The following is a 16,899-nucleotide window of genomic DNA, read 5'->3' on the forward strand; positions in this document are numbered from 1 at the left end:
TTGGTTCGTTCGCCGGCAAACGGCCCTTATCCCAGGCGCTTGAGCAGCTTCTGTGCCTCGGCGCGCTGGTGTTCGCTGCCCTGGGCTGCGGCCTCTTCCAGCAACTCCCGGGCGCTCTCCTTGTCGTCGATCTCGAGGTAGGCCCGGGCCAGATCCAGCTTGGCCCCCACCCCGCCGTCGTCGGCATCCACGTCGAAACCGTTGGACTCCGGCAACACCTCGGGGAAACCGTCCAGCCCCACGTCCAGGGAGAAGCCCTGATAGGGTTCCTGCTCCGTGCTGCTGGCGTTGGCCTCGGCCAGGAGCTTGTCTATCTCCACGTAGTCGTTGGCCTGCGCCTGCTCGCGGGGCTTCAGATCGCCGGCATGGGGCTCCACCTCGGCGAAGGCATCCTCGAAGTCCGCCAGGGCCAGCTCGTTGGGATCCCAGGCCGGGCTCGCCCCCTTGGTGGGTTCCAGACCGAGTTCGGCCAGCATGTCGTCCACGTCATCCTTGCCATAGCCGGCCCCCTCCTGAGCGTCCTTGGCGGCAGGCGCGTCCTGGGCTGGCTCGCCAAAACCGGTCTCCACATCGCTCAAGTCGAAGTTGTCGAACGGCTCGTCACGGCGGCTCCGGCTCTCTGCCTGGGCCTTGGCCAGATCCGCCTCGAGATCCGCATCCAGCTCGGCAAACAGGGCGGCCTGCAGCTCCTCCTCCGTCATGACCTCGTCGCGGGCACGGGGGGCGGCATCGGACTCGTCGGAGAGATCCAGTTCGGGCACCACGGGGAGATCGAAGCCCCCCTCGTGGGCCAGATCGAGCTCTGGCACCAGATCCGGATCCCGGTTCGCCGTCGCCACCGCGGGCTCCACGTCGAAGGCGGACAGGGCGGTCTCGTCATCACTGAAGATGACGTCGGCCGAGGCATCGGCCCCGCCCTGCTTACCGCTGCCATCCGGTTCGTTGAGATCCGGCATGGGGTGCAGGGGGTCTTCATCCGTGATGCCCACCGTCATCAGCTGATCGAACTCGCTGCTCTCGTCCCCCATCACCATGGAGGTCGATTCGGACAGGCTCTTCTCCTGCTCTTCCAGCTCGCGGCGCGCGCGGGCCCGCAGCCAGAGCGTCACCAGGGCCAGCACCAGCAGCACCGGCAGCAGGATGATCATGGCGAGGTTGAGCGGCGAGGAGAGCAGCTCCATCAGCCAGCTCTGCTTGGGCGCGGGTGCCACCACGGGGGGCACCGGCTTGGCCTTGAGCTCCGCCACCTCCTTTTGCAGCGCGGTCTGATCCTGCAACTGGGCCTTGAGGGTCTCCACCTCTTCGGTCAGGGATTGCAGGCGCAGCTTGAGCCTGTGGTTCATCTCGGTGACCTGGCCGAGCTGGGCGTTGGCATCTTCCAGCGCCAGCGCCATCTCGGTGGAGGGCTTGCCCACCGGGGTGGCGGGAAGAGGGGTTGGCGCCGTGCCGGCGGCGCTGCTCGCGGCACTGTTCGCTGCCACGGGGGCGGGCGCGGCCTTGGCGGTCTCCTTCACCTCGGTGGCAGGAGCGGTCACCTTGGGCGCCGCCGGGATCGGGGCCGCCTTGGGGGCGGCAGCAGGTTTGGCCGGCGCGGGCTGACTGGCGACGGGCTGCGCGGTGCGAGCCTGCTTGCTGGCCAGGTATTTGGGGCTCAGCCCCTTCCAGCTGGCGTTGTCGCTGTTGAAGCGGCGGCGCGCCTCGGCATCCGTGATGCGGCCCGCCTCGGCCGCCGTGGGCAGCAGGATGTGGGAGCCCACCAGAATGTGGTTGATGTTGCCATCGGCAAAGCTTCTGGGGTTCTTGTCATAGATAGCCACCATGGTCTGGTAGACGCTCACCCGATTGGAGGGGCGATGCTTGCTCGCCAGGCTCCAGAGGGTATCGGTGGGACGAACGGGACCATAACTGCCCGCCTTCGCAGAAGCCACCTGACGCACTATCGGCTCTGCCTTGGGCAATACGACGGGGGCCACGGGCTGGGCCTGGGGCTCTGGTTGCACCGCGGGGGGCGGTGAGCCGTCCGGCCCCTTGAGCTCGACAAAGAAAGGCTCTCGCCCCGCCTCGTCGGCCTGAACCGTGCCCAGAAGCCCCAATGCGAGTAGCGTTGCCAGCGTTATGCGGGAATGTCCCATATTCGTTCCTTCGTATGACGGCCCTATCACATTGAAAAATCTGGATAGTTACCCCAAAACAATCGGCTCAATATAAATCAGGCGCCGGTCTCAAGCCAGCGATCCGACATATTTCGCGCCCGGCCGCTGCCAAATAAGAGCCCCGGACGCGAACCAGAGTGTAGAAAAAAACCTAGTTCACTGATATCTCTCAAGATTCCAAAAACCGGAGAGTGGGTTCCCGGTCACATCCCGGCGCCACGGCGCCGGCGCAAGGGCGGGGTTCCCTCCCCGCCGCAGGCCGACATCAGAGGTAGTCGCGCACCAGCAGTTCGGCAATCTGCACGCTGTTGGTCGCCGCGCCCTTACGAACGTTATCGGCCACGATCCACATATTGATACCGCAAGGGTGAGAAATATCCTGGCGTACCCGGCCCACCAGCACCTCGTCCTTGCCGGTGGCGTCGCGCACCGGGGTCGGATAGTCGTGCTCGTCGTCAAACAGGGTGACGCCCGGGGCATGGCGCAGCAGCTCCTTCACCTGTTCGGCGTCCAGCGGCTGATGCAGCTCCACGTGGACCGCCTCGGCGTGGCCGTAGAAGACCGGCACCCGCACGCAGGTGGGGTTCACGGCGATGCTGGCATCCCCCAGGATCTTCTGGGTTTCCCACACCATCTTCATCTCCTCGCGGGTGTAGCCGTTGTCGGTGAAGGCGTCAATCTGCGGGATGAGATTGAAGGCGATCTGCTGCGGGTAGAGGGCGGGCTCCACCGGGCGACCGTTGAGCAGGTGAGCGGTCTGGCCCGCCAGCTCGCTCACCCCCTCCTTGCCGGAGCCGGAGACGGACTGGTAGGTCGCCACGTTGATGCGGGCGATACCCACCTCGTCGTGCAGGGGCTTGAGCGCCACCAGCATCTGGATGGTGGAGCAGTTCGGGTTCGCGATGATGTTGCGGTTGCGAAAATCCGCCAGGGCGTCCGGGTTCACTTCCGGGATCACCAGGGGGATGTCCTCGTCATAACGGAAGCAGGAGGTGTTGTCGATGACGATGCAGCCGTGCTCGGCGGCAATCGGCGCCCACTTGGCAGAGACCTCGGCCCCGGCGGAGAAGAGGGCTACTTGCACCTGGCTCCAGTCAAACGCCTCCACGTCCAGGATCTCGACGTTCTTGCCGCCAAAGCGCACCGTGTCGCCGGCACTGCGGCTGGAGGCCAGCGGATAGAGGGTGGCGACCGGGAAGCCGCGCTCCTCCAGGATCTCGATCATGGCCTCACCCACGGCGCCGCTCGCGCCCAATACCGCTACGTTGAATTGCTGACTCACTGTTGTCTCTCCTGTGATGCTGCCTGTCGGGGCCGGGCATGAGGCCCCCCGGGTGGCAAGCGTGATCGTCTGATGGCGGCCCGGCACCACGCCGGGCCGAGGCGAAGATCCGGCCTTGCGCCCGGATCCTCGCCGTTGAAATTAGGTTGATGCGCCCACGACGGCAAAGCCCAGGCGGGCCAGCCTGTCGTCGGCGAAGGGGCCCTTCACCTGCAGGGAGGAGAGCTCGCGCCGCTCCGGGTAGCGCTTGCGCTGCTCGTCGAAGCTACCGGGCAGCCCGATCCGGTTGCGAAAACGGGCGTCGTCCCGGCGCACGTCATAGATGAGGTGGACGAGCTGCTTGATGAGGCCCTGATCCGCCGGCTGGCCCGGCGTCACGTCGCGCACCTCGGGGGCGGGCAAGAGGGATTGCAGATCCTGGCGCGGCGTGCGCCCCAGCTGCCGGCAGAGCGCCTCATAGAGCATCCAGGTGCCGCGGGCCTTGCCCTCCAGGCTGTAGCCCGCGATGTGCGGCGTGGCTATCTCGGTGTAAGGCACCAGGGCTTCTAGTGGCTCGGGCTCCCCTTCCCAGACGTCCATCACCAGCCTGAGTGGGGCCGGGCCTTGCTGGCGGGCAAGCAGGGCCCGGTTGTCCCACACCTCGCCGCGGGAGGCGTTGATGAGGATCTGCCCGGCCGGACGAGCCGCTATCTCGCGCTCCCCCAGCAGGTGGAAGGTGGCATCCTGTCCCTCGCGGGTATAGGGGACATGGAAGCTGACGATGTCGGCGCCAAGGGCGGTCCGGTAGCCCACGTAGTCGCCGGCCGCGCCGCTGCGGACCCGGGGCGGGTCACAGCGCAGCACCTTCATGCCGAGCGCCTCGGCCTTGCCGGCCACGCTCTCGCCGGTGTTGCCGGCGCCGATGACGGCGAGGCTCATCTCGCTCAAGTTCAGCTCGTGGCGCTCGGCCAATACCAGCAGGGCCGAGAGCACATAGTCGCCGACCGACACCTTGTTGCAGCCGGGGGCGCTGAAGAAGGGAATGCCCCGTGCCGCCAGCAGGCCCTGATCGATGTGGTCCGTGCCGATAGTGGCGGTGCCGACGAAGCCCAGCCTGGGGCTGGTCGCCAGCAACGCTTCGTTGACCCGGGTCACGGAGCGCACCAGCAGCACGTCCGCCTCTTGCAGATCCGCCGCCGTTATTGCTCTTCCCGGCAGGGGGATCACTTCACCAAATTCGGCAAACAGCTCCAGGGCATGGGGCATATTTTCATCAACGACGATCTTCATCGACACGGGTCTCAATCCACAAGGGCCACAGGCGCGCCATTCTAGCCCAAACGCACCGAATTTTCAGAGGCTTGTTCTCGAACGCCCCACCCGGCACAGAGGGGCGGCGCCGCCACGGGCTGGCGACCTCCCTGTGTAACAGCATGTTGCCCCACGCCGCCCCCGGCTTGACCGCTGGGGCCTGGCTGGCACAATGGCGCCTCCTTGTTAGCCGCGCCCAGCGCCACCGACCAGAGCTCCGCCATGCCGACCCACTCCTCTTCACTGCCCCGCCGTCAGGTACTTGGCTTCAACGCCGTGCTGCTGTTGCCGCAGCTGTTGCTCGTCTGCCTGCCCTGGCAGCCCTTCATGAGCGACGCCCTGCACTCGGGCTGGCTATGGTGGCCCTACGCCCTCACCCGCATGGTGGACCTGCCGGGCATCGCCATCACCGTTGCCGCCCTGCTGCTGCTGACCCGACACAAGCTGACGCTGGATGGTCGCGCCCTGCTGGCGCTGGCCGGCGTCCTGTTTGCCGTGTTGGCGAGCGACTGGATCATCAAGAGTCTCGTCAAACAGCTGACCGAGGAGCCCAGACCCTACCTTCTCTGGCTGGAACGCCAGGAGCTCATCCCCGCCATCCGCCAGTTCTATGCCAGCAGCCTGGCGCTTCGCGGCGAACAGGTCCACGCCGCGACCCAGTTGCTGGCGCTGCCCGCCTGGCTCGGCCAGCACTGGCAGGCAGAGGTCAACTACGCCTTCCCCTCCGGCCACAGCATCGCCGCCATGAGCCTGGCCCAGTTCTTCGGCCTGATCTGGCTGGCCCGCGCCCCCGCCGGGGTCTGGCTGCTGCCGCTCTGGGCCCTCGGCATCGGTCTGTCGCGCACCCTGATCGGCATGCACTGGCCGCTGGACGTGCTGGCGAGCGCCCTGCTCGGCAGCCTGACCGCACTCCTGGCCGCCCGCTGGTGGCTGCATCATTACTAGCGCCGCAGGCGAGCCACCAAGCAAAACGGGCACCGAGGTGCCCGTTTTGCTGTCCGTCGAGCCTGCTCAGCCCTTGCTCTGCCAGCCCTGGGGATACTTGTACCCCTGGAAGCGCTTGGCGGCATAGGCCTTGAACTCGGGGGAGTTGTAGGCGGCCGCCACGTCCTTGGCGAACGGCTTGTCCGCGTCGGCGCTCTTCACCACCACCCAGTTGATGAAGTCGTAGCTGCGCTCGAGGAAGAGCCCGCTGCTGAACGGGATACCGCTCGAGGCGGCGAAGTTGCCGTTGATGACCGAGAAGTCCACGTCCTCACGGGAGCGCGGCAGTTGCGCCGCCTCCAGCAGCACCAGCTTGAGGTTGTGGGGGTTGTTCACCACGTCGAACTCGCTCGCCTTGAGGGGGTTTATCCCCTCCTTGAGGGTCAGCCAGCCCAGATCCTGTAGCATCAGCAGCGCCCGCGCCTGGTTGGTGGGATCGTTCGGGATGGCGACCGTGCTCCCCTCTTTCACCGCCTTCAGCTCCCCCAGTTTGCCGGCATAGAGCCCCATGGGGCCGGTCGGTACCTGGGTGATGGGCGCCAGCGACAGGCCCCTGTCTTTGGAGAAGCTATCCAGATAGGGCTTGTGCTGGAAGCAGTTCACGTCCAGCGAGCCATCGGCCAGGGCGATATTGGGGGTCACGTAGTCGGTGAACTCCACCAGTTTGACCTGGTAGCCCTTGGCCTCGAGCTGCGGCTTGATGGAGTCGGTCACCATGTCGGCAAAGTCCCCGACCGTGGTGCCGATGACGATCTCCTTCTTGGCCGGATCGGCGGCCAGAACGGAAAGCGGCAAGCTGCCGGCCAGCAGGGCCAGGGCGGAGAGGGTGAAGAAGGTACGACGCTGCATAGAAACTCCCTGTCTACATGATGATCAAAATGGTGGTCGTGGGTGTCGTGGAAGAAGAAACACCACAGCCATCTAGCCGTCTAAACGGCCAACTCGGGACACCATAACAGAGCTTTTCCTCGTCGCCAAGCAACAAAACCGGGCAAGCTTGGCCGAATGCTGGCTGAGCCAGGTTGGTGCCTGGATAGAAAATCTTTGACAGAACACACAGTTGCGGCTTTCTCCCATCCCGCAGAAGGCGGCATATGGCCTACTGTGGTCAGTCGGCACCCATCATTCGGGGAATACGGCAGGTGGCTCCGAAGGGCGACATTGCCCTCACCCCCTTCATCCAGACAACACAAGGAGTGGCAATGTTCGAGCATGTTGAAATCAAGGTGGTGCGTTTCGACGACTGCCAACGCTTCTACGCAACCGTGCTGGCGCCCCTCCTGATAGAACTCAAATGGGCAGACAAAGACGCCGCAGGTTTCGGCCGACTTGGTCACGACAAGGTAGGCTTCCTGATTGAGCGGGGCGACTAGGGCGCCCCCTGCCATCTCGCCTTCGCGGCCAGCACCGCGGCGCAGGTGGATGCGTTCCATCGGGCTGGCGTCATGGCCGGCTTTGCCTGCAACGGGCAGCCGGGGCTGCGCCCCCACTATGCCCCCGATTACTACGCCGCCTTCCTGCGCGATCCGGACGGCAACAACATAGAGGCATTGACCTACCTTGCGCCCCCTGGCATGGCGAGCGCGTGAAGAGGCGCAGCTTGCCAGCAGAAGCCGGTATCTTTGACCTAGGGGCCAGGAAACCCGCCACAAACGAGGAGAAAATCATGCTTGAACGCCGCGACGCCGGCCTGCTGGTCGTGGATATCCAGGGCAAACTCGCCCGCCTGGTGGAAGGGAGCGACTCGCTCATCGCCAACACGGCCAGGCTGGTGCAGGGCGCGAAGGCGCTGGGCCTGCCGGTGGTCTGGCTGGAGCAAAATCCCGAGAAACTCGGCGCCACCGTGCCCGAGTTGCGGCCGCTGCAGGCGGGGGATCCCGTGCTGACCAAGTTCAGCTTCGGTGCACTGGGGGAGCCGGCCGTGGCCGACACCCTCGCGAGGACGGGAGTCAGCCACTGGCTGGTGTGCGGCATCGAGACCCATATCTGCGTCTACCAGAGCGTGCTGGGACTGCTGGCGGGCGGCGCCCGGGTCTCCCTGGTGGTGGATGCGGTGTCGTCCCGCAGTGCCGCCAACCGGGATCTCGCCATCGGTCAGCTGGCGGCCAGGGGGGCGGCCCTCACCTCCGTGGAGATGTGCCTCTTTGATCTGATGGGGGATTGCCGCCACCCGGCGTTTCGCCAGATCCTCTCCCTGGTGAAGTGACCGCCATGATGGACAACATGGCGCCCCTGATGTTTGCCCTCATCGCCTTCGGGGTGGCGCTCACGGTGACCATGACGGGCATGGCGGCCACCCGCCACTATCTGGCCTGGCTCTGGCTGGGGATCATGCTCTTCTTCGGGCTGTGGTGGGCGCTGCTGGGCCTGCCTGCGCTCCTCGCCGAACCGACCCCTCTCTGATCATGCCGCCCGGGCGGCTCAGCCCCCCAGGCGCTCCTGCAGATAGTCATAGCCCCCCTCTTCCCTTGGCACGAAACTCAGTCGGTGGGTGAGGCCGGGGGGCGCATCCTCCGGATGGTGGGAAACGAACAGCAGCTGGGTGCCCTCGCCGATGAGGCGCACCACCAACGCCCGCACCAGATGGCGGTTGAGGGGATCCAGCCCCTGCAGAGGTTCGTCCAGGATGAGCAGCGGCGGATGTTTGACCAGGGCCCGGGCGATCAGCACCAGCCGCTGCTGGCCGAAGGAGAGGGAGTGAAAGGGCTGGCCCCCCTGCTCCTTTAACCCCAGCAGGGCCAGCCACTCGTTGGCTAGCGCCAGCTGACGATCCCCCGGGCGGGTATAAAGCCCGATGGAGTCGTAGAAGCCGGAGAGGATCACCGCCAGCACCGAACAGCTCACGCGATAGTCCAGATGCAGCGCCGGGCTCACGAGCCCGATATGGCGCTTGATCTCCCAGATGCTCTCGCCGCTGCCCCGCCGCCGTCCGAACAGATGGAGCTCATTGTTGTAACCTTGCGGGTGATCCCCGGTGATGAGGGAGAGCAGGGTCGACTTGCCGGCGCCATTGGGCCCCACCAGTTGCCAGTGTTCCCCCGGCGCTATGGTCCAGTCGAGCCCGTCGATCACCACCTGGTCCCCATAAGCGATACGCATGGCTTTCATGACCACCCGTGGGCCTGAAGGCAAGGGCACGGGAGTCGCGAGCGGAGGCGGCAAGCGGGGGGAGACGGCTTCGGCGCGCGCCAGCTGGGCCACCTCCCGGCTGCCGAGCACGGCATCGCGCTCCCCCGCCAGCAGCAGGCGACACTCGCCGAGCAGGCCGAGGTGGGTGGCAAAGGGCGGGATCTCGTCGAAGCGGTTGACTATCACCACCAGGCGCAGCCCCTCTGACACCAGGTCGGCCAGCAGCGACATCAGGGAGGCTCTGGCCCCCTGATCCAGCCCATCGAAGGGCTCGTCCAGCACCAGAAGCTCGGGCCGTCCCAACAGGGCCCGGGCCAGCAGCAGCTTGCGCCCCTCCCCGCTCGAGAGGTAACGGTAGGGACGATCCCACAGGGACTCGATGCCGAAGCGCGCCAGCAGCGAGCGGGCCTGCGCCTCCTTGCCCCCCTCCTCCAGCATCAGGGTCGACACCTGGTAGCCCGCCTCCTCCTCTTCCCCCAGCATGTCGGTGTTGCGCCGCTGGAAATCGCGCTCGCCCAGTTGCTGCTGCGACTCGAACGAGAGTCGCTCGGCCCGGACCCGACCCGTCACCACCCCGGTACGCACCGCCAGCTCGCCGCACAGGGCCGACGCCAACGCCGTCTTGCCGCTGCCATTGCTGCCGACAAAGGCCCAGCACGCCTGAGGGGTGAGACAGAGTTCGGGAATAATCAGGGAGTGTTGGCCACGCAGGGCCAGGGTGGCGGATTGCCACTGCAATGAGGTCATGGGGTCGTCCTGTGAGTCGCGGGAAGCAGCCTTGCTCCCTCCCCTTGTAACAGAAAAGGGGGGCGCAGACAAAAACGGCGCCATTGCGGCGCCGTATCGTTGAAGAGCGGGGGACGAGCTTAGCCGGCCTTGTGCTGCTCGGCCAGATAGAGCCAGGTATCAACCACGGTATCGGGATTGAGGGACACCGAGTCTATGCCCTGCTCGACCAGCCAGGCCGCGAAGTCCGGGTGATCGGACGGCCCCTGGCCGCAGATCCCGACATACTTGCCCGCCTTGCGGGCGGCGGCGATGGCCATGGCCAGCAGCGCCTTGACCGCCTCGTTGCGCTCGTCGAACAGGTGGGCGATGAGACCGGAGTCCCTATCAAGTCCAAGCGTGAGCTGGGTCATGTCGTTGGAGCCGATGGAGAAGCCGTCGAAGTGCTCGAGGAACTTGTCCGCCAGCAGCGCGTTGGAGGGCAGCTCGCACATCATGATGACCTTGAGGCCCCGCTCGCCGCGGCGCAGGCCGTTCTCCGCCAGGATCTCCACCACCTGCTCAGCCTCGCCGACGGTGCGCACGAAGGGGATCATCACCTCGACGTTGGTCAGCCCCATGACATCCCGCACCCGCTTCATCGCCTCGCACTCCAGGGCGAAGCAGGGGCGGAAGCTGTCGGCGATGTAGCGCGACGCGCCACGGAAGCCGATCATGGGGTTCTCCTCGTGGGGCTCGTAACCACGGCCCCCCACCAGGTTGGCGTACTCGTTGGACTTGAAGTCCGACATCCGCACGATGACACGCTCAGGCCAGAAGGCGGCCGCCAGGGTGGCGATCCCTTCCGTCAGCTTGGCGACGTAGAACTCGCGGGGGCTCTCGTAACCCGCGATCATCTTATTGATGGTGGCTTGCAGCTCGGGCGTCTGCTTGTCGAACTCCAGCAGCGCCTTGGGGTGCACCCCTATCATGCGGTTGATGATGAACTCGAGGCGGGCCAGGCCCACGCCGGCATTCGGCAGCTGGGCGAAGTCGAAGGCGCGGTCCGGATTGCCGACGTTCATCATCACCTTGATGGGCAGGCGCGGCATGTTGCCCACCTCGGTCACCGCCACGTCGAAGTCGAGTTCGCCGTCATAGATGAAACCGGTGTCCCCTTCCGCGCAGGAGACGGTGATGAGCTGACCATCCTGGATGCGATCGGTGGCGTCACCGCAACCCACCACAGCCGGAATGCCGAGCTCCCGGGCGATGATGGCGGCGTGGCAGGTGCGGCCGCCGCGGTTGGTGACGATGGCGGAGGCCCGCTTCATGATGGGCTCCCAATCCGGATCCGTCATGTCGGTGACCAGCACGTCGCCGGGCTGCACTTCATCCATCTGGCTGATGGAAGAGATGACCCGGGCCGGGCCCGCACCAATCTTGTGGCCGATGGCGCGCCCCTCGATCAGCACCTTGCCGGATTGCTTGAGGGCGAAGCGCTCGAGGGTGTTCGCCTCCTGGCGGCTGCGCACGGTTTCCGGACGGGCCTGAACGATGTAGAGCTTGCCATCCTGACCATCCTTGGCCCACTCGATGTCCATCGGGCGACCGTAGTGCTGCTCGATGATGAGGGCCTGCCTGGCCAGGGCCATCACCTCCTCGTCCGTGATGCAGAAGCGGCTGCGCTCGGCATCGGTGGTGTCGACGATCTTCACCTGACGGCCGTGGCCGGCGTCGTCGGAGTAGGTCATCTTGATGAGCTTGGAGCCCAGCGTCTTGCGCACCACGGCGGGGCGACCGCCCTTCAAGGTCGGCTTGTGCACATAGAATTCGTCCGGGTTGACGGCCCCCTGTACCACCATCTCCCCCAGGCCCTGGGCGCCGGTGATGAAGACCACATCGTTGAAGCCGGATTCGGTGTCCAGGGTGAACATGACGCCGGAGGCGGCCAAGTCCGAGCGCACCATGCGCTGCACCCCGGCGGAGAGGGCGACGCCCTTGTGGTCATAGCCCTGATGCACCCGGTAGGAGATGGCGCGATCGTTGAAGAGGGATGCAAACACATGCTTGATGGCGGTCATGACAGAATCTATGCCGCGCACGTTGAGGAAGGTCTCCTGCTGACCGGCGAAGGAGGCGTCCGGCATGTCCTCGGCAGTGGCGGAGGAGCGCACCGCAAAGGAGGCCTCGAGCCCGGCGCTCAGCTTGGTGTAGGCCTCGCGCACCGCCTGCTCCAGCGCGGGCTGGAACGGCGCCTCCACCACCCAGTCGCGGATCTGCTGGCCGGCCCGGTTGAGGGCGGCGATGTCGTCCACGTCCAGGCTGTCGAGCAGGTCGTGGATCTTGCCGTTGAGGCCGCTTAACTCCAGAAACTCGTTAAACGCAAAGGCGGTGGTCGCAAAGCCACCCGGCACGGACACGCCGGCACCGGAGAGGTTGCTGATCATCTCGCCAAGGGATGCATTCTTGCCGCCGACGCGCTCTACGTCCTGCATACCGAGCTGTTCGTACCAGAGTACGTACTGTTGCATTTGCATGTCTCCAGGTTGGGGGGCCAGGGTGACAACTCACCTGCTGTGCCAAGTCATGTGTTTTTGTTAGTGTCTGTTGCCAACGACCGTGAAAACGTTTTCTATTTATGGTCAAAAAAATCCCCGAGCAAGAGTTGGGGATGGTCGTTTGACACAGGCATTCTACAATAGCGACACAAAAAGGTAACGACTCAGGTTTGCAAGCGAGTTCACAACTTGGGCACGGCAGATCTGTTGACAAAAACGATATGGTTTCGAGAGATACTTGTTTCTCGTCATCCCCCGGAGCGCACCACAGGAGTCCGCAGTGCACACCGTATTCTATGTATCCGACGGCACCGCCATCACCGCCGAAGTCTTCGGTCACGCCGTGCTGAGCCAGTTTCCACTGGTCTTCGAGCAGGTCACCATTCCCTTCGTGGAAACCCTGGAGAAGGCGCGCCAGGTGCGGGCCCGCATCGACGAGCAGTTCCGCCAGACCGGGGTTCGCCCCATCCTGTTTCACACCATAGTCGACCCGCAAGTACGGGAAGAGGTGCTCAAGGCCCAGGCCAGCAGCCACGACTTTCTCAACACCTTCGTGAGCCCCCTCGAACAGGAGCTCGGGATCAAGGCCGAGCCCAGACTCCACCGCACCCACGGCATGGAGAACCGCAAGCTCTACGACGATCGCATCGAGGCGGTCAACTTCGCGCTGGCCAACGACGACGGCATCACCACCAAGGAGTATGACGAGGCGGACATCATCCTCATCGGTGTCTCCCGCTGCGGCAAGACACCGACCAGCCTCTACCTGGCGTTGCAATTCGGCATCCGCGCCGCCAACTACCCCTTCATCGAGCAGGACATGGGCTCCCTGGATCTACCCGCCCCCCTCAAGGCCAACCGCCACAAGCTGTTCGGCCTCACCATAGCGCCACAGCGGCTGCACGAGATCCGCAACCAGCGCCGTGCCAACAGCCGCTACTCCTCGCTTGATCAGTGCAAGCAGGAGCTGGCCAGCGTCGAGCGGCTGTTCCGCCAGGAGGCGATCCGCTTCCTCGATACCAGCTCCCACTCGGTGGAGGAGATCAGCGCCAAGATCCTGGAAGCCACCGGGTTGCGCCGCCAACTCTGCTGACGATGCGAATCGCAGCAGCGAGAAACACCAGCACAATCACCACTGTCAAGATAAGTGAACGATTGAAACGATAGAGATGTGAAGCCGATGACGCCAGCGGGGTGGCTGGCGTCATCCTGCTCAGGGATTTGGCGGGGAAACCGGCTTGTTGAGCTCCCTGTTGTTCATCAACATGCCATAAAAACCCGGCAAGCCGTGGCGCCTGCGCACCCGCTCGCTCAGCCAGCAGGCGGGGAACAGGCCGAGGCCCGCAGCCAGGGCCAGCACCATGACGATATGGCTCACCAGATACTCCGCCCCCAGCCATCCCCAGACCACGAGGCAAACCATCGCCATCGTCAACAACATGGGGGAAAGCCAGACACCCAGCCACAGCACGGCAGTCAACAGACCACCGACAACACGCTCACTCATATGAGTCCCTTCTGGAGAAACCGGCAACAACCCATGTTTCTAGCGACTTGTCAAATACCAAAAATCCAACTGACCACAAAACAACCAATCACTTCCAGAACCCCTTTCCAGATCATAAAAAACCTGCATGGCGCACAAAAAGCCAGCCGATGATGATGAAAACAGGTGCATGGGCGAGCGTTTATCACTATTCTGCTCGGGTTGGTAGCCGCCATAAAAAACAGCAGGCGGCGAACCGTAACGATATAAATACGGATTTCGTCACGTTTTCGGCACAAGATGCTGCGCCTGGCACAGGAAGTGCCATGGCCGACGAGGCGGAAGACGAGTGATTTCAGCGACGTTAAGGAAGGAAGAATGGATCTTCAACAAAACGGCGAAGAGCTCAAGCGCGGCCTGAAAAACCGCCATATCCAGCTCATCGCACTGGGCGGTGCCATCGGCACCGGCCTGTTCCTCGGCATTGCCGACACCATCAAGATGGCGGGTCCCTCCGTCCTGCTGGGTTACGCCATCGGCGGCTTCATCGCCTTCCTCATCATGCGCCAGCTCGGTGAGATGGTGGTGGAAGAGCCGGTTGCCGGCTCCTTCAGCCACTTTGCCTACAAGTACTGGGGCGACTTCGCTGGCTTCGCCTCCGGCTGGAACTACTGGGTGCTCTATGTACTGGTGAGCATGGCGGAGCTGACGGCGGTCGGCATCTATGTCCAGTACTGGTGGCCCGAGATCCCGACCTGGATGTCGGCGGCCTTCTTCTTCGTGCTGATCAACGCCATCAACCTCTCCAACGTCAAGGCGTTTGGCGAGATGGAGTTCTGGTTCGCCATCATCAAGGTGGTCGCCATCCTCGGCATGATAGGCTTCGGCGGTTATCTGCTGTTCTCCGGCACCGGTGGCCCCGAGGCCACGGTCAGCAACCTCTGGGCACAGGGCGGTTTCTTCCCGAATGGCGTGGGTGGGCTGGTGATGGCCATGGCCTTCATCATGTTCTCCTTCGGCGGCCTGGAACTGGTCGGCATCACGGCGGCGGAAGCGGACAATCCCGAGAAGAGCATCCCAAAAGCCACCAATCAGGTGATCTACCGCATCCTGATCTTCTACATCGGCGCCCTGACTGTGCTGCTCTCCCTCTACCCCTGGGGTAAAGTCGTCGAAGGCGGCAGCCCCTTCGTGATGATCTTCCACGCCCTGGACAGCAACCTGGTGGCCAACGTGCTGAACCTGGTGGTGCTGACCGCCGCGCTGTCTGTGTACAACAGCTGTGTCTACTGCAACAGCCGCATGCTGTTTGGCCTGGCCAAGCAGGGCAACGGTCCCAAGGCCCTGCTCAAGACCAACAAGAGCGGCGTGCCGCTGACTGCCATCACCATCTCGGCCGCAGCCACCCTGCTGTGCGTGCTGATCAACTACCTGATCCCGGGCAAGGCCTTCGGTCTGCTGATGTCCCTGGTGGTCTCCGCCCTGGTCATCAACTGGGCCATGATCAGCCTGGCACACCTGAAGTTCCGCAAGGTCAAGGCCGCAGAAGGCGTCACCACCAAGTTCAAGGCACTGTGGAGCCCGTTTGGCAACTACCTCTGCCTCGCCTTCATGGCCGCCATCCTGGTGATCATGTACATGAACGACGGCACCCGCATCTCGGTCGAGCTGATCCCGGTCTGGGTCCTGGTGCTCGGCATCGGCTATCTGCTCAAGCAGAAGAGCCAGCGCAAGGTAGCCACCACCCTGGGCTAAGCATCACGCCCCTCCTATGCAAATGCCGGTCTGTGACCGGCATTTTTCTTTTTACCGGCCCCCATATGGCCTCCATCGCAGTGCTGCTCCTGCTTGCATCATCAACCCCCCGTTGCTGTCTTGCTCCGAGCAAAGCCATGCCTCTCCCCCAAAACAACAAACCCGAGGCCTGGCCTCGGGTTTGAAAGCACACGATATGGGGGTCGGCGGCTTATTCCAGCAGGAAGACGGCTTCCACGTTGTCCGTGATGCTGATCTGCTGTTGCTGGTAGCTGCTTTCCATCATGTCGGCAGCAGGGGCAGCGGCCTTCATGGCCCGGCTGTAGACAGGCACCGGCGAGCTGTTGCGATACTCGACGCTGTAGACCTTGCCAAGCTTCATGCCAAACGCCTTGGCCAGGGACTCCGCCTTGCTGGTGGCATCGGTCACGGCACCGAGACGGGCCTGATCCTTGATGGTCTGCGGCGACTTGAGACCGTATTCAATCTGGGAGACGGACTCCAGCCCCGCCTTGAGGGCGGTATCCATCAGCTGACTCAGCTTGTCTAATTGATAGAGTTTGACGGAGAGTTGGCGCTGGGCACGATAACCCACCATCTCGGGCTGCTTGTTCTGGGGATACTGATACTCGGGGGAGATCACCAGGTTGCCGGCCTCCACATCGCTGCGCTTGATGCCGAGTCCCTCCAGCTGGCCAAAGAAGGCGGCGACCTTGGTATCCACCTTCTGCTTGGCCTTGATGCCCTGTTTCTCCAGTGCAGTCACCGCCACATTGAGCGTCAGCATGTCGGGCTCGACCTTCTGCTCGGCATAACCGCTGACCACCAGGTGGGGAGCCTGGGGCACCTCGATGGCAAACAGCGGGGCACTGGCAACCAGTGCGGACAGGGTAAGAAGGGGACGCCACATAGAAAAAACCTCCAAGGATTAGATGGAGGTCATTATGCACATCGTCGATTGGGATTCATATATCGTGCGGCGGGGGGATCTGATCCAGTACCTGATTGGTCATATCGATGTTGATGCTGATCTCGCCGCCAAAGAGGTGGTCATGACTTGCGATCACGGCCGCAGGAGCGTCGGCCCCGAGCAGCGGCTCATCGTCGAAATGAAATGAGTCCCACGACAGAACATGACCTTGTGATGGCATGCCCGGCTCTGAAGCCGGCACCACGGCAAGGGCACTCCAATCGAGCTCTTCCCCATGGCTGAGCAGTCCCTGCAAGGAGGTATCGCTCAGACTCTGCAATGAATACTCCTGCTGCCCCCACTCATGGCCAACCAAGACCACCATGTGAGGCAAGGGAGCATCTTCTGTCGGTGTGAAACTGATGCTGGAGGCGGCGAAGTCCACATTGAGCAGACCCGCCAGATCGCCATCCTCGCTTTCCAGCTCCAGACCATTGAGCTTGTCACCCGTCATCGTGGCCTGATAGCCGAAACGGCCGGTGCAGACGATGCTGTCCTGCCCATCCCAGCTATAGCGAATGCCATCGATGTCGACCCAATTGAATGACTGCATGGTGACGCTCTCCTGATACTGCCGCTATCTT

Annotated in this window: 16 protein-coding genes and 1 pseudogene; 8 read left to right on the forward strand and 9 right to left on the reverse strand. The window is 63.8% G+C overall.

Translation table 11 applies throughout. The features are described from left to right. Nucleotides 1–26: 26 nt before the first annotated feature. The 3 genes from R2B70_RS12020 to R2B70_RS12030 all read right to left on the reverse strand — a co-directional run bounded on the left by R2B70_RS12020 (nucleotide 27) and on the right by R2B70_RS12030 (nucleotide 4,704). A complete protein-coding gene (locus R2B70_RS12020; RefSeq protein WP_318161577.1) occupies nucleotides 27–2,132 on the reverse strand; it encodes a FimV/HubP family polar landmark protein in 2,106 nt (701 codons plus the stop codon). Nucleotides 2,133–2,418: 286 nt separating this feature from the next. Further along, a complete protein-coding gene (locus R2B70_RS12025; protein WP_042078538.1) occupies nucleotides 2,419–3,435 on the reverse strand; it encodes an aspartate-semialdehyde dehydrogenase in 1,017 nt (338 codons plus the stop codon). 141 nt (nucleotides 3,436–3,576) lie between these two features. Next, nucleotides 3,577–4,704 (reverse strand): 4-phosphoerythronate dehydrogenase, encoded by a 1,128-nt coding sequence (locus tag R2B70_RS12030; RefSeq protein WP_219142153.1) that lies wholly within the window; start codon nucleotides 4,702–4,704, stop codon nucleotides 3,577–3,579. A gap of 243 nt (nucleotides 4,705–4,947) precedes the next feature. Here R2B70_RS12030 and R2B70_RS12035 point away from each other — a divergent pair, with 243 nt between their 5' ends. After that, on the forward strand, nucleotides 4,948–5,670 hold the full coding sequence (locus tag R2B70_RS12035) for a phosphatase PAP2 family protein (RefSeq protein ID WP_318163347.1): 723 nt from the start codon (nucleotides 4,948–4,950) through the stop codon (nucleotides 5,668–5,670). A gap of 66 nt (nucleotides 5,671–5,736) precedes the next feature. Here the strand turns inward: R2B70_RS12035 and R2B70_RS12040 are convergent, their stop codons facing one another. Next, on the reverse strand, nucleotides 5,737–6,558 hold the full coding sequence (locus R2B70_RS12040; protein ID WP_209792812.1) for a MetQ/NlpA family ABC transporter substrate-binding protein: 822 nt from the start codon (nucleotides 6,556–6,558) through the stop codon (nucleotides 5,737–5,739). Nucleotides 6,559–6,911: 353 nt separating this feature from the next. On the opposite strand from R2B70_RS12040, the gene R2B70_RS12045 reads away from it, so the two are divergent. The 4 genes and pseudogenes from R2B70_RS12045 (at nucleotide 6,912) to R2B70_RS12060 (ending at nucleotide 8,112) form a co-directional block, all read left to right on the forward strand. Then, complete coding sequence (locus R2B70_RS12045; protein WP_318161578.1) at nucleotides 6,912–7,082, forward strand: hypothetical protein; 171 nt, start codon at nucleotides 6,912–6,914, stop codon at nucleotides 7,080–7,082. A gap of 21 nt (nucleotides 7,083–7,103) precedes the next feature. Beyond that, nucleotides 7,104–7,298 (forward strand): annotated as a pseudogene (locus tag R2B70_RS12050) (hypothetical protein); the annotation flags it as partial. Between the two features lie 77 nt (nucleotides 7,299–7,375). After that, nucleotides 7,376–7,915 carry a hydrolase gene (locus tag R2B70_RS12055; protein ID WP_318161579.1) on the forward strand — a complete coding sequence of 180 codons (540 nt, stop codon included), beginning with the start codon at nucleotides 7,376–7,378 and terminating at the stop codon, nucleotides 7,913–7,915. A gap of 5 nt (nucleotides 7,916–7,920) precedes the next feature. Then, nucleotides 7,921–8,112 carry a hypothetical protein gene (locus R2B70_RS12060; protein ID WP_245195882.1) on the forward strand — a complete coding sequence of 64 codons (192 nt, stop codon included), beginning with the start codon at nucleotides 7,921–7,923 and terminating at the stop codon, nucleotides 8,110–8,112. A gap of 18 nt (nucleotides 8,113–8,130) precedes the next feature. Here R2B70_RS12060 and modF read toward each other — a convergent pair whose 3' ends face one another. Together modF and ppsA are read right to left on the reverse strand one after the other, a co-directional pair. After that, nucleotides 8,131–9,585 (reverse strand): molybdate ABC transporter ATP-binding protein ModF, encoded by a 1,455-nt coding sequence (modF, locus tag R2B70_RS12065; RefSeq protein ID WP_318161580.1) that lies wholly within the window; start codon nucleotides 9,583–9,585, stop codon nucleotides 8,131–8,133. A gap of 119 nt (nucleotides 9,586–9,704) precedes the next feature. Further along, nucleotides 9,705–12,077, reverse strand: coding sequence for a phosphoenolpyruvate synthase (ppsA, locus tag R2B70_RS12070; protein ID WP_219142162.1), 2,373 nt, complete (start codon nucleotides 12,075–12,077; stop codon nucleotides 9,705–9,707). A gap of 307 nt (nucleotides 12,078–12,384) precedes the next feature. Here ppsA and R2B70_RS12075 point away from each other — a divergent pair, with 307 nt between their 5' ends. After that, entirely contained in the window at nucleotides 12,385–13,197 is an 813-nt protein-coding gene (locus tag R2B70_RS12075; RefSeq protein ID WP_209792829.1) for a pyruvate, water dikinase regulatory protein, read from the forward strand. A 120-nt stretch (nucleotides 13,198–13,317) separates the two neighbouring features. On the opposite strand, the gene R2B70_RS12080 is transcribed toward R2B70_RS12075, so the two are convergent. After that, nucleotides 13,318–13,611: a hypothetical protein gene (locus R2B70_RS12080; protein WP_318161581.1), complete on the reverse strand. Its 294-nt coding sequence runs from the start codon at nucleotides 13,609–13,611 to the stop codon at nucleotides 13,318–13,320. Nucleotides 13,612–13,658: 47 nt separating this feature from the next. Between R2B70_RS12080 and R2B70_RS12085 the strand changes: the two genes are divergently transcribed. Then, the gene (locus R2B70_RS12085) at nucleotides 13,659–13,943 is read left to right on the forward strand and encodes a hypothetical protein (RefSeq protein WP_318161582.1); all 285 of its coding nucleotides are present in this window, start codon (nucleotides 13,659–13,661) and stop codon (nucleotides 13,941–13,943) included. Nucleotides 13,944–13,968: 25 nt separating this feature from the next. Further along, the gene (locus R2B70_RS12090) at nucleotides 13,969–15,345 is read left to right on the forward strand and encodes an amino acid permease (RefSeq protein WP_318161583.1); all 1,377 of its coding nucleotides are present in this window, start codon (nucleotides 13,969–13,971) and stop codon (nucleotides 15,343–15,345) included. A gap of 211 nt (nucleotides 15,346–15,556) precedes the next feature. On the opposite strand, the gene R2B70_RS12095 is transcribed toward R2B70_RS12090, so the two are convergent. Next, complete coding sequence (locus tag R2B70_RS12095; protein ID WP_318161584.1) at nucleotides 15,557–16,255, reverse strand: SIMPL domain-containing protein; 699 nt, start codon at nucleotides 16,253–16,255, stop codon at nucleotides 15,557–15,559. Nucleotides 16,256–16,310: 55 nt separating this feature from the next. After that, nucleotides 16,311–16,868 carry a hypothetical protein gene (locus R2B70_RS12100; protein ID WP_318161585.1) on the reverse strand — a complete coding sequence of 186 codons (558 nt, stop codon included), beginning with the start codon at nucleotides 16,866–16,868 and terminating at the stop codon, nucleotides 16,311–16,313. Nucleotides 16,869–16,899 lie beyond the last annotated feature (31 nt).

It is taken from the genome of Aeromonas sp. XH (genome assembly GCF_033348475.1).
Taxonomy (GTDB): Bacteria; Pseudomonadota; Gammaproteobacteria; order Enterobacterales; family Aeromonadaceae; genus Aeromonas; species Aeromonas sanarellii.